Origin of the sequence: Bacillus thuringiensis, assembly GCF_001595725.1 — a bacterium.
GTDB lineage: Bacteria > Bacillota > Bacilli > Bacillales > Bacillaceae_G > Bacillus_A > Bacillus_A thuringiensis_K.
Map to the genome: position 1 here is coordinate 86,797 of NZ_CP014284.1, position 13,853 is coordinate 100,649.

Sequence of the window (13,853 nt, forward strand, 5' to 3'; positions counted from 1 at the left end):
CTTTTCTAATTGTTTTACTGTAAATTCATATTGAGATGATAAGTAAGCAAAGAACATAACATCAATTACTATTGTATGAGCAAGTCAAGAACTAATTGCCGCACTCCGAATTTTTTCCTCAGGTGCACGAGCTGTAAATAAAAATTCTTCTGCTAACTCAGAAATTTAACTTGTTTCTAAACGAGAAAGGCTAATTGTTTTCAATTTTAGTCATTTGGCTAGTTTTATTTATTCTATTACATCACTTGTTCCCTCATTATAAAAATCCCCAAAATAATGAAGTGAACCCCGGAAACGGGACACCTATCAAACCACCTAATTTGGGCTTGTCAACATTTTCTAGACACTAAGTTAGGTGAATATTATGAATAGGCTTTCTCAAATTCGATAGGAGAAAGATAATCTAAAGAAGAATGCATTCTTTTTGTATTGTAATACAACTCTATATATTTAAATATTTCTTTACGAGCTTGTTCAGGTGTTTTAAATTTAGCACCTTGAATAAGCTCTCTTTTTATAGTCTTGTAAAAGGATTCCATTAATGCATTATCATAAGGGTTTCCTTTTCTACTGACACTCGAAACAGCACCATACTTTTTGAGTGTGGTTTGAAAATTACCGCTTGTATACTGAGACCCTTGGTCTGTATGAATAATTAACCCTTTTTTCGGATGTTCTTTTTTATATCCTTGTAAAAAAGCATCTATCACGAGAGAATCTTTCATACGTGTACTCATGGACCAACCAATCACTTTTCTCGAGTACATATCCACAAATACCGCAAGGTATAAGGTGCCTTTTTTGGTAGGAATATAAGTAATATCACCAACCCATATTTTATTTCGTTGATCCGTCTGAAAAACTTGATTTAAGAGGTTAGGTCTTTCTATGGAAGGTGATTTCTTATTATAACGTTTATATTGATAGCGACTGCCTTTCGCATGCAGTTTCATTTGACGCATCAGCTTTCCTACTCGCTTCCGGTTTACTTTGATGCCTTTCTTTTCAAGAACTTTTGTAATTCTTAAAGATCCATACCGCCCCTTATGCTCCTCAAATATTTGCTGTATTTCCCCACTTAACACTTCATTCTCTAGAGCTCGTTTAGAAGGTTTTCTCTGTAAATATTCATAGTAACCTGATCGCGAGATGTTTAACGTTTTACAAGCCTTCTTGATGTTATATTTGTGTTTATTTTCTTTTAAATATTGAAATCTTACACATTCTTTTTCTTCAAGAAGACCTGGAACTTTTTTAATAAATCGAGCTCTTTTCTCAGTTCTTCATTCTCACGCTTGAGTTTTTTTATTTCATACTGAGAATGATAAAGTGCGCTTCCACGGCCTGGAAACGCACTTTCCCCATATTTTTCATATTCACTTCTCCAACGATATAGGGTATTAGAATGAATCGATAATTCTCTGGAAACCTCTTTTACAAACATATTTTCTTCTAGTACCAGCTGAACTGCAGCCATTTTAAATTGACGATCATAGACTTTTCTACTCATAAACTGAATCACCTTTCTCTCTTAACTTAGTGTCCAGTTTAGTGTACCATCTCCATTTTTCGTCTCATTCTAAGGGTTCACTCCAATTATTGAGGTCGGGTAAGTCGGAGTCCTCGCGGACTCTTTCTCCCCTCAGAACCGGAGTTGTCCGTTTCCAAACATCCGGCTCAAGCCTTCTTTTTATCCCAAACAACTAGTCGTTCTTCATCCATCATACGCCATTCTATTACCTGGATTCTTTCTCGAGGCGTTAATGAAATATGTTTGTTCACTTTCTTGTAAATATATGCTCTCTCTCGAAAGATAGGATGCTTTTGATGGAGTTGAATGTGACAAGATGTATGTAGAAGTTGAAGATTACCATATTCATTTGTTCCTCCGTACACTTTAGGAACTTTATGATGTATTTCTAGTGCTTCTCCGTTTTGTAGAGCCTCTTCACACATTGGACAGATATATTTCTGTTTCTTTGCAATCTTGATTCGAGTTAGCGTATTATTGTTATCAAAATCTTTTTTATTTCGTTTGGCAAAATAATCAGAGAGTTCAGGATTATCCGGGCTGTTTTTGTATCTTATCCCAATATGCCTTACAATGGGGGTCCAAACCATTTTATAGATTTGATACTGTGTCTTTGGACAGGTAAGAACCCATTTATCATGTCCTCCATGCTTAGGTTTTCGAAAATATTGTTTTACAATCCATTTCCAACTTTTATTTGGATGCAAATGTTTTACATGTCGTACAACATTTCCCCATATAAAGTAATCAATCGATGAAAACACCTTTTTCGATACTACATGTCTCCAGTAATACACATACCCCCGGATTATTGAATTTAGGTTTGTTAATAGCGTATAAACAGGTTTCCCTTTCAAGTTTTGGAAAGTTGTTTTAATTTTCTTCTTAGCTTTTTGAATGCTTGTTTTTGACGGTTTTATTAACAATTTATTCTTGTCTTGCACATATTGTTTAATATGAAAACCTAGAAAATCAAAACCCTCAGTAATGTGAGTAACATGGGTTTTATCTGTTGCTAATGTAATTCCGCGTTTCTCGAGATATGGTACTAACTCTCGATACAAGGATTCGGCTTCTTTTTTGGTTTGACAAGCGATGATAAAATCATCTGCGTAACGAACCATTGCCTTTGTACATTTGACATGAATATTATAGATAGTACCTTGTCTTTTTGTGTTACTCTTACTGTATCTAATACCGAGTTCTTTCTCCATACCATGTAAGGCGATATTAGCCAAGAGAGGTGAAATCACTCCTCCTTGAGGAGAACCTGCTGTTGTAGGGTGAAACACTTGATTATCTACATACCCAGATGCTAACCATCTTCTAACAATTTCTTTTGCTGGAAAGTTTTGAATTTTCTCTAAGATGTGTTCATGATTGAGATTATCGAAACACCCTGTAAAATCCCCTTCAAATACCCAAACTTTTTTGCTTTTGGAGTTTAGTTTATTAAAGATATTCGCTATGGCATCATGCGCACTACGCTTTGGACGGAATCCGTACGAAATGGGTTCAAATTCTGCCTCCCACTCCGGCTCCAGGGCGTTTCTGACGATATTCTGCCAAATTCTATCCTTAACTGTCGGAATGCCCAACGGGCGTAATTTTCCATTTTTCTTCGGAATGTGTATGCGCTTTACTGCTCTCGGGCGATGTAATTTGATATTTTGGGGACTCATTTGATGAAACAATGCTACCCTAGACCTAGGTGATAATATACGTTCTCCATCAATACCCGCTGTGCGCTTCCCACGGTTTATTTGTGTAACTCTTTTGATTGATAACAATAGATTCGCTTTGCTCCGAAGCATAAGACGTTGTAATTTTCTTACTCTTCTACTTTGGTTTTGTTGTTTGGCACGAAAAATTCGTTGTCGTAACTTCCTTACATACCTTTCGATTTCTTTCCATTGAATTGTAAACCAATCTGTAAGTGAAGGAATAGCCGACGCCTTGTGAGCTGTATCCATAACTAGATTCCTTCCTTTCGGCAGAAGTTTTTTTTCGCTTTTTTTCGTGTTGAAGACCTGTTGGAAGTCTGCACCCTTTCGGGTTGCATCATTAGTTTTTTTCCCCTGGATGCTATTCGCACAGTTATGAGTTCCTGTTGTCTTTCGACCTTGCGACTTTCGCTTTTTCCAACATCCCATACCCTCTATAACGTCATTTTGCCTTACGACATCCTTACTGTACAACGTACAGATTATATAGGGCTTACCAAGTTCCACTTCTAATAGATACGATGAGGGAAGGTACCTTCTTCTACTCCGACGGATATGTAGGTTGTCTCTCAGTAGCATACAAAGTCCACTTTTCTAATCCGCAGTTCCAATGTATCAACGTCTTTCATTAGATTTGTAGTAACGAAGCTTAAGAAGATTCACTGTCGTTTACCTTTCTCATCTTTCCCTAGCACGGATTGAATGTACGTTCATCGCTTCCTTATGCATTCCCTCATGCAACCAACCCTGCCATTACTGGCAACGCTGTTTTGGGTGGAAATATTCTTGACAACTAGAATAGCGTATCCTTATGGATACGCACTATTATGAAGCGACTTCTTGTCGCGCTTGTATTTCTACGTTGACTTTTGTTCCTGTGTCTAATGTTGCAGAAATATCTAAAATAGATAGCTTATCTTCTTCATGTTCCCTGTGTAAATGTGGATCTTCTAATTGTAATGAAACAATGGGTGCTTCTAAAGAATCTTGTAACATTGCATTTAAAAACGCAATGAGAATATCTTCATTTCCACTTGTACCAAATAATTGTTTAAAAGCAAAATCAATGCGTAAATTCACTAATTGTTGATTGGACATGGGTTTTCCTCTCCCCATCTCATATGATGTTTTTCTTTCATTGTACATAAAAACGTGGTAACCACGCAAATAAGTCCTTATTGCAACAGATATAAGAACTTTCACCAATATTTATAATATATGACTGATTCTTATGAGTTTAATATTTTGTATATTTTGTATATTTTTTAAAACTTGTTTTTATTTTATAGCGAAGTGAAATTCAAAATAACCTGTTAATGAATATGTAACACTTAAATCATCATTTGATGTGTAGATTTGAATACAACACACATTTGTAAAATATTTCACATTAACTTTTGCAATAACATATGTTTGTGTGAATTTCGACTTTTAAGATAGTTTAATCTTTTTAAAATCTTAATTCTTTTTATAAAATTACAAATATATGAATGTTCTTTTAACTTTTTTAGATTTATATGTATTCATCGAAATAACTTTGCAACAATCCATGCAATTTATTACTACAACAAGTACATAGGGTAGGTTTGTTCATTCTTTATTATAAGGAGATATAATCTTTTTAATGTAACACATATCTTGCTGAATTGTTTTGCTAGAAATTTGAATTATTGGTATTTGACTATTGGTAATTTGATAATTGGTCAAAATGAAATCATATTTGTTGGTATAATCTGTTTTTTGTTGGAGAGTTAGGATGTCACCTAATTCTTTATTTAATTTATAATAGATAAAATTCTTCAAAGATGTTGGTCCAGACAACAGTAGTAACCCTTTTTTTGCATAATTTGAATTAAGAATAAATAAAATATTATATGTCATGTAATAAATTTCGTTTTTCGTTAATCTATTTTGATTTATTTCTTTATTCCAAGAGGAAATAAGAGGATAAATTATATTGTAGCCCTCTAAAAATTCTTGAGGTACAGTTTCAAATTCACTCCAAAATTCTCCTATCGATATATTATACGAATTAAATATATTGATTATATGTAATGTAAAAAATATCTCATTCTTTACTTTCTCTTTTGTTTTAAAACCCATATTTAATTTGTGTGAAATCATATTAAAAACAGAAAGAAATTTATCATAAGTTTTTTCCTTTGTTTTATAATAATTAGTAATGTTAACCTTTTCGTCTTTTTTTCCTTTGGAGATTAGAAAAAAAGAAAGTTTAAAAAAGTTTACTTCCTTTTTAGATAAGTTAATATTGAAATAACATTCTAACTCCGATATAACTGCACTTATACATTTCATCTTATTATTGCTGAATATGTATTCGAAGTCTAAATTTTCAGAAATGAAATGTTTGTGTGTAATTCTATTTATAAAAACATAAATGATTATTGTTAATAAATTATAATCGATTTCAATATCATAAACTTTAGTAATATGTTCGATTTTTCGTTGCAAGTTAGAGGGTAAATTGAAAATTTTTTTATACTTTTGTATGCTGTAAAAAAACACTATATAAAAATATCGTATATTTAATTCTTGTCCTACTAATTGAATGGTTCTAAAGTTAAAATCCAGTACAAAATGATAAAGTATGTTTTTGAAATTTTTCAGAATTTTTTTTAGTGTTAATTTATCCAAATATAACAATTGGGACCACTTTTCTAAAGAATAATACTTATGATTAAATATCCCTAGTATTATCTTATAAAGTTCACTATTTATTAAATTGGATGTTATAATATGGGAAACGTCAACTCCAACACCCCTTTTCAATAAATACCCTTTAGATTTAATACTTATTAGATTCCAATTTTCAGGGAGGATCAATTTTAATTGAGAAATGTCATTCATAATAGTTCTACTTGTACATTGCAATTTTTGTGCTAAAACTTTTGAAGACATTATTTCATTGCTATCAATTAAAGCTTCTAAAATGTGGAGTTTTCGTATGGTTGATTTATCTTGTATTAAGTGTAAAATCATTTTCTCCATTGTATTCCCCTCCAAAACTAGTTTTGACACCTTCTCTACATGAAGTATATATCCATTATCAGTTAGTAACTTGTATTCATTATTAATAAAAATGAAACCTGCTTTTATTAGAATAGTAGAACCTTACCATATTAGTAAATTTTACTAAATAATCTTGATTACTTAAGGTTTTATTGCCGTAAGTATAGGTCGTACTAATTGATACATATATTGCTACCAGTAAAGTAGACATACAAATAAAATCATTATAAAAATTCTTTTTTAATCTACTCCCTCCTTTTCATGCAAAACTAGCTCAAATCACTTCTATTTTTCCCTTTTCACTTTATAAGTATATCAAACGAAATTACTTCTCTGATTTCAAAAATTACCTTTTAATCGGAATATTTCGGATTGTTTATATCTACAATTGAGTAAAAAGAGGTGAAGAGGTTACGCTTTATTCTACATAAAAACTTACTAAGATAACTAGAATTTTTGGAAACATTATACAAAGAGGATGGTTGGATGACCTTAGAGAATATTGCTCAAAAGCTTAGATGCTCTAAAAGAATTCTTAGAGATGACATTAATTAATCATGAATTTGAGCCCTTTCAAATAGAAACTTCAGTAAAAGGAATACTGTTGACATATCCATCCCATTATTCTGCAGATTATATTTATCAGAAAGTAATATCTTTAAGTCCTGTATTTTCCTTTATCGAACGCATATTTTTTGATGAGAAATATAATATAGAAAACATTGCAGAGAAGTTATTTATTAGTCCTTTAACTCTTAGAAGGAAAAATTACCAAGTTAAATAAATTTTTTAAAAATCACCAGATGAAAATATTAACAAATCCTTGTAAAATTGCGGGGATTGAACAAAATATTAGAAGTATTATGATTCAATTTTTTTATGAGAAATATGGTGTTACTCATTCCCCATTTAAGGTTAAGGTGTTGGACAATGGTTAATATTATCAGATTAAAAAATAATCACTTTAGAATGATAACTGAAACTGACTCCTTTCCTAGTAATATTGACTTAAATATTTTAGAAAACAAATCCTTTTGTCAATTGTTTAAAAATACATTTCATCTTGATTTTAATAAAGAGAATGTCCATCAACTCTTTTATATATTTTTTAATAATAAATATGCTTTTACATATGAACAATTTGAAAATATGATAAAAAATAAATTGAACAATGCCTGGATTGTTGTTCCTAGGATTATAAATCTTTTAGAAAACCTGTCGAGTAAATTAAATATACCTATCGAGAATAAGCAAAAAATCATCTTGGAAATATACAATTTACAAAATATGTTTTTTGTAACAAGTTTTAGTTTGTATAATAAAAGAATATTTTTTCAGAATATACATCACATGAGTTTTCGTACTTTGTTTTGCTTTTAAAGAAGGAGTTAAAACGATTTAAATTCCATGAGAATTTTAAGTGGTATTCTAATTATTTTATTGAAACCTTTTATATTTTAATCATTAATTGGACGAGTTTATCCAATTCCCTGAAAAATAATGTTCCCTCTATTGATGTAGGTGTATTCTGTGATTCTGACATCGAACACACTATATTCATACAAAATATTCTTGACTATCAATTTGGGCATTTTATTAGATCGTATATTATTGATGAATTATATATAACTTCTTTTAAAGAGGCTTCAAAAAATTATGATTTAATTATTACTAATATCTCTGGAATAAATAACATACAAACACCATTAATTTGCATTAATACTATTCCCTCTTCACACGATCTTAATATGGTTCAAAAACAAATTTTTTGTTTAATTCAAAAAAATATCAAAAAGATAAATATATAAATGTCGTTATCATTGATACACCTCTTCGAATATCCTTTATTTTAAGTAGATACTATCCTTTTTTACTTAGTTATAGCGGCTAGTTGAGGTATTTATTTTTGCAAATCCAAACAAATTATTATACATGTATATATTTATCGGAATATTTAAAAACAAATGCGAAACAGGTTTTGAAACAATTTGGCCTGAAGAAGGATTTAAATTAGAAAATGCCAACATGAATGATAAACAATTACTGTTTTTCTACTTCATTTCCCTCCAAAATAATAAATACATATAACTGTATAATTCGTTATATGTATTTATTATTCTATATTTTTTCATCATTACCTGGTAATAAAATACCTATTGTTGATAAAATTGTAATGATTAACATTACAATATCTAACAATTGATTTTGTAGATTTTCTGTCAATAAAAACTCCCAAAAACCTAACTGATAACCTACACTAATTATCAAACTAATTAAAATGATGATTTGTTTACTTAATTTCTTATAAAAACTGGTTGTTTTATATTTTAGCTGTTTATCATTTTGTTCCAAATTAATTCTCACCTTCCGTAAAAAGATACTGAAATCTGTACTAAAGCTAAGATAAATCCTGTTCTAGTACCCAACTATTGATATCTTGCAAGAGATACATATACTTACTTTTCGCTCGATTAGTAGTTTTAACTTGAACAACTGTATATGTATTGTTTTTAACAAATCCCGATATTTTTTCCCCAGTTGCATAATGAGTAGCAGTTGGCAGTACGGTTACTCTATCGCCGATTTTAAATTTAGAATAGTTAGAATCACTAGATAAGTTGAAGATTTCTAAGAGTGCATCTACTATTCCGGTGGCAAATGCTTGTTTATAAGCATTACTTTTTAATTTTTCAATATCTGAACTATCACAAAATCCTGCCTCTAGAAGAATTGCTGGCATCGTTGTCTGACGAAGAACTGCAAAATCGGCTGTTTTCATTCCTCTATCTTTCATTTCATATACTGAAATTTGTTTCATAATATTTTGATGAACAATTGTATGCATTTGTAGCGTTTCATCATCTGTTTTTAAATATCTATAGCTTTCAAATCCAGTTCCTCCACCTGCATTAACATGTATCGAAATAAAAATGTTAGCGTTCCATAAATTTGCTTGCCGCGCGCGTTCTGAAAGTTCTACATAAACATCTGAAACTCTTGACATTTTTACATCACAATTGTAATTTCTCAGATTTTGGTTAATTAATTTCGAAACTTCAAGTGTCCAATTTTTTTCTACTAAATTGTTGGAACTTGCACCACTATCCTTGCCACCGTGTCCTGGATCAATAAAAATTTTTATCATTCTAATCCTCCTTAAGGTTAACAAAATATTGTAAAGACAATTAAAAGATAGCGTAAATATTTAATAAAAAAGCAAACACATTTTCACCTATTGATGAAAATGTGTTTGCTTTTTGTTCGAAAATTAGAGATATACTTTGCTTGTAACCGAAAGGAGGATAATGCATGGGGCAATCCCAAGAATAGTAAAAAATAGCACCTGATATATTTGATTTTAATGATTACAGTATGGGAGGTTCAGGATATGTATAAAATTTGGTCATATAATTAGACTTTTTACTAACTACTGTTTTTTGTAATATCTGTAACATCAATACTCTTTATTAGAGTTTTCTGCTAAAAAACAAGAAATATCCTAATCGCTCACAAAAGAAACTATTTTTCAAATAACAAATTAATAACTTATATGGGAAAAAAGCAGAATATATGATAAAAAATCGCAGGAGGAACCAATATGAATTCAAATAATCAAAATGAATATAATGCTTCATCTACTACTTCTGTATCCAATGATTCTAACAGATACCCTTTAGCGAATGGGCCAACAAATGCGTTACAAAATATGAATTATAAAGAGTATTTAAGAATGTCCGAGGGCTATGATAGAGAATATTCTGCTTCACCTGGAGCACTTGTTAGTGGGAAAGAAGCAATTAAGGTTGGAATCGATATTGTCGGCAAAATATTAGGGGGGTTAGGGATTCCATTTGTTCCTCAGATAGTTAGTTTTTATAATTTTATTCTCGATCAGCTATGGCCATCAAATTCTGTGAGTGTATGGGAACAGATTATAACGCTAGTGGAAGAACTTGTAGATCAAAAAATAACAGAATATGCAAGAAATAAGGCACTCGCTGAATTAAAAGGGCTAGGAGATGCTTTGAATGTATATCAGCAATCACTTGAAGCTTGGTTGGAAAATCGCAATGACACAAGAGCTAGAAGTGTTGTTTCTAATCAATTTGCAGCTTTAGATCTTGATTTTGTTGGGGCAATTCCATCCTTTGCAGTATCCGGGCAGGAAGTACCATTATTAGCAGTATATGCACAGGCTGTGAACATGCACTTATTGTTACTAAGAGACGCTTCTATTTTTGGAGAAGAGTGGGGATTCACATCATATGAAATTTCCACTTACTACAACCGTCAAGTACAACTCACTTCTCAATATACTGATTATTGCGTAAAGTGGTACAATACAGGTTTAGAAAAATTAAAAGGTACGCGCGCTGAGAATTGGTTGGAGTATCATCAATTCCGCAGAGAGATGACTCTCATGGTATTAGATTTGGTTGCATTATTTCCAAACTACAATACACACACGTATCCACTTGAAACAAAGGCTCAACTTACACGAGAAGTATATACGGATCCGATCGCCTTTAATCTTTCTGGGGCAGCGGGTTTTTGTAGACCTTGGTCAAAGTATACTGGTATTTCCTTTTCGGAGATTGAAAATGCTGTAATTCGTCCGCCTCATTTATTTAATGTACTCAGAAGTTTAGAAATTAATACAGTTAGGGGGACAATTTTAGGTAATACTAAAGATTACCTAAACTATTGGTCAGGTCATTCTCTACGATATAATTTTATAGGTGATACAACAGTAAGGGAAAATAATTATGGATATCTTACTTCAGAAAAAACTAGGATTGAATTAGACACTAGAGATATTTTTGAAATTAATTCAACTGCCGCAAGCTTAGCGAATTACTATCAAGAGACTTATGGTGTGCCAGAATCTTGGCTCCATATGGTGCAATGGGATAGCCCATATTATACATCATCTTATCTTTATTCTAAAACACATACAACTGGAGAAGGTTGTACACAAGTTTATGAATCAAGTGAGGAAATACCTGTAGACGGAACGGTACCGGTAAATGAAGGTTATAGTCACAGACTATCTTATGTCACCTCTCTCTTTTTCCAGAAAATTATTAATACTTTTTATACAAATGGAACTCTACCTGTCTTTGTTTGGACACATCGGAGTGCGGATTTCACCAATACAATTTATCCGGATAAAATCACGCAACTTCCAATAGTAAAAACATACACTTTACCTTCAGGTACTTCCGTAATACAGGGTCCTGGATTTACAGGAGGAAATATATTAAAAAGAACAAGCACTGGCAGAATAGGAACTTTTCGAATTAACTTAACCGGACCATTGACACAAAGATATCGTGTAAGAATTCGTTATGCTTCTTCTAGTGATATAAATTTCCGTGTAACTCATGCGGGTAAGACGGTTAATGACTATTTCTTTAGTAAAACTATGAAGCAAGGAGCATCTTTAACATATGAAACATTTAAATTTGCAAGCTTTACTACGCCTTTCAGATTTGAAAATACTTCAGGTGAAATAGGGATAGATGTGTATAATTTTCTCTCAAGTGGAGAAGTTTATGTAGACCGAATCGAAGTCATCCCAGTAGATGCGACATATGAAGCGGAACAAGATTTAGAGGCGGCAAAGAAAGCAGTGAATGCCTTGTTTACGAATACAAAAGATGGCTTACGACCAGGCGTAACGGATTATGAAGTGAATCAGGCGGCAAACTTAGTGGAATGCCTATCGGATGATTTGTATCCAAATGAAAAACGCTTGTTATTTGATGCGGTGAAAGAGGCAAAACGACTCATTCAGGTACGCAACTCGCTTTAAAACTATCCTCTTTTTCTTAGAGTACAGTCGAGATACATGTATCTCGGCTGTACCCTATGCCCATCAACTTAAGGATAGAAACTCCACGGTTTTTCATTAATTGAAATGAAAAAACTTTTAAACAGTATACTCCTCTTAAAATTGAGCATACAAAATAAACCCTAACGGGTTTCATTTTTTCACTTATGCAGCTTTCTTTTGATTTCTATATCCACTATACTCATAGATAACACCCATAATATTGAAGTGAACCCGAATAGTGGTACATGAAAAAACACCTCTTGAATTCGCATACTAAGTATGCAAATTCAATGGAGGTGTTTTTGGTTTGAAGACAAGAGTTCATTACCCAGAAGAAATAAAGTGGAAAGTGATTGAAATGAAAAAGGATGGATATTCCAATCGGACCATTATGGAGAAGTTTGGAATTAAAAATGTTTCCCAAATTAAGACATGAATGAAGTGGTATCGTACCGGCCAAACGTACCGTTTTCAACAACCTGTAGGAAAACAACATTCTTATGGAAAAGGGCCAAAAGAGTTAGATGAATTGGAACAGCTACGGTTAGAAAATAAACAGTTAAAAACAAAATTACTTGTATAGGGAAAATATCTTGAAATCAAAAGGAGCTGAAACCACATACCGTTATTAATCTATGGAATGAATTAAAAACAAGGGTAACCGCCCAAGAACTGTGTAAAGTATTAGAATTACCGCGTTCTACATTTTATCGTTGGTTACAGATAACGGAACACCCTAGAGATGAGGTAGAAGAAAGAATAAAGAAGATCTGTCTTAGGCATAAATTGCGATATGGATATCGAAGAGTGACAGCCACTCTTCGAAAGATGGGGATGTGTGTGAATCATAAAAAAGTATTACGAATCATGAGACAAAATCATATTCTCTCCAAAGTTCGTCGGAAGAAAAAGAAATACATGAATGGTGCGGAGCCAGTAATAGCGCCTCATCGATTGGAACGCCAATTCGATGCATCCGCACCAAATGAAAGGTGGTTTACGGATGTGACGTATCTATTATTTGGAGAGCGTACCTTGTATTTATCAACGATTATGGATGCCTTTAATCGTGAAATTATTAGTTATGTCATCAGCGAGTCCCAAGCACTGCCATTAGCAATGAAGACATTAAAACAAGCAATGAGAGGGCGAAAAGTAAAAGATGTCCTTCTTCACTCAGATCAAGGAAGTATTTATACAGCGAAGGAATTTCAAGCATATGCCAAAGAAAACGGCATTATCACCAGCATGTCCCGGAGAGGAAATTGCCATGATAATGCCGTCATGGAAAGCTTCTTTAGTCATTTAAAAAGTGAAGCTTTCTATTCACAAGAGATAACAAAAGTATCCAACACAACTGTGCGAAAGATTGTGCTAGAATACATTCATTACTACAATTGTGTGCGAATTCAAGAAAAATTAAACCACCTATCCCCTAAAGAATTTAGGGAACAAGTGGTTTAGGTGTTTTGATAGGTGTCCCGTTTTCAGGGTTCACTTCATTTATCTGCAAGGTTTTTCATTTTTTCCATTAATTCTTTAATTTCTCTTCCGGAATATCCCAAGTATTATGGCACCAAGTAAACCTATCATTTCTATATAGAATACACTTGCATATAAAATTGACTCCTAAATCTTTCTCCTATTTTTCATTGTTCCATTTGCCCATTATTAAAAGTAGGCTCTGTTGCAAAGTTTTCTAAATGAAATTGCAAGGTAAAGATTTTATTTT

The 13,853-nt window shown here is 32.3% G+C and carries 9 protein-coding genes and 2 pseudogenes; 5 read left to right on the top strand and 6 right to left on the bottom strand.

What is annotated here, in order from left to right:
* Positions 1-362: 362 nt before the first annotated feature.
* From AXW78_RS29215 to AXW78_RS29235, 4 genes and pseudogenes are all read right to left on the bottom strand, one after another.
* Positions 363-1,510 (bottom strand): IS3 family transposase gene (locus AXW78_RS29215; protein WP_129542633.1). Its coding sequence is split into 2 segments (ribosomal slippage): positions 363-1,258 and positions 1,258-1,510, totalling 1,149 coding nucleotides; the frame shifts between segments, so codons are not numbered across the junction.
* Between the two features lie 167 nt (positions 1,511-1,677).
* Complete coding sequence (ltrA, locus tag AXW78_RS29225) at positions 1,678-3,504, bottom strand: group II intron reverse transcriptase/maturase (RefSeq protein WP_061885197.1); 1,827 nt, start codon at positions 3,502-3,504, stop codon at positions 1,678-1,680.
* 600 nt (positions 3,505-4,104) lie between these two features.
* Positions 4,105-4,353, bottom strand: a pseudogene (locus AXW78_RS29230) (Rpn family recombination-promoting nuclease/putative transposase); the annotation flags it as partial.
* Positions 4,354-4,845: 492 nt separating this feature from the next.
* The gene (locus AXW78_RS29235; protein ID WP_061885064.1) at positions 4,846-6,264 is read right to left on the bottom strand and encodes an AcpB/EbpR/MafR family transcriptional regulator; all 1,419 of its coding nucleotides are present in this window, start codon (positions 6,262-6,264) and stop codon (positions 4,846-4,848) included.
* Positions 6,265-6,771: 507 nt separating this feature from the next.
* Between AXW78_RS29235 and AXW78_RS35145 the strand changes: the two genes are divergently transcribed.
* The 3 genes from AXW78_RS35145 to AXW78_RS35365 are packed head-to-tail and all read left to right on the top strand — an operon-like array spanning position 6,772 to position 7,223.
* Complete coding sequence (locus tag AXW78_RS35145; RefSeq protein WP_231122485.1) at positions 6,772-6,840, top strand: hypothetical protein; 69 nt, start codon at positions 6,772-6,774, stop codon at positions 6,838-6,840.
* Positions 6,827-7,069, top strand: coding sequence for a helix-turn-helix domain-containing protein (locus AXW78_RS35360; protein WP_258010518.1), 243 nt, complete (start codon positions 6,827-6,829; stop codon positions 7,067-7,069). The genes AXW78_RS35145 and AXW78_RS35360 overlap by 14 nt, the downstream gene beginning before the upstream one ends.
* 19 nt (positions 7,070-7,088) lie before the next feature.
* Positions 7,089-7,223 (top strand): hypothetical protein, encoded by a 135-nt coding sequence (locus AXW78_RS35365; RefSeq protein WP_258010517.1) that lies wholly within the window; start codon positions 7,089-7,091, stop codon positions 7,221-7,223.
* Positions 7,224-8,403: 1,180 nt separating this feature from the next.
* On the opposite strand, the gene AXW78_RS29245 is transcribed toward AXW78_RS35365, so the two are convergent.
* Positions 8,404-8,637, bottom strand: a complete 234-nt coding sequence (locus AXW78_RS29245; protein ID WP_061885065.1) for a hypothetical protein — start codon at positions 8,635-8,637, stop codon at positions 8,404-8,406.
* Positions 8,638-8,683: 46 nt separating this feature from the next.
* Positions 8,684-9,430 carry an N-acetylmuramoyl-L-alanine amidase gene (locus AXW78_RS29250; protein WP_081114074.1) on the bottom strand — a complete coding sequence of 249 codons (747 nt, stop codon included), beginning with the start codon at positions 9,428-9,430 and terminating at the stop codon, positions 8,684-8,686.
* A gap of 453 nt (positions 9,431-9,883) precedes the next feature.
* On the opposite strand from AXW78_RS29250, the gene AXW78_RS29255 reads away from it, so the two are divergent.
* A complete protein-coding gene (locus AXW78_RS29255) occupies positions 9,884-12,100 on the top strand; it encodes an insecticidal delta-endotoxin Cry8Ea1 family protein (RefSeq protein ID WP_061885066.1) in 2,217 nt (738 codons plus the stop codon).
* Positions 12,101-12,428: 328 nt separating this feature from the next.
* Positions 12,429-13,585, top strand: a pseudogene (locus AXW78_RS29265) (IS3 family transposase).
* Positions 13,586-13,853: the final 268 nt, after the last annotated feature.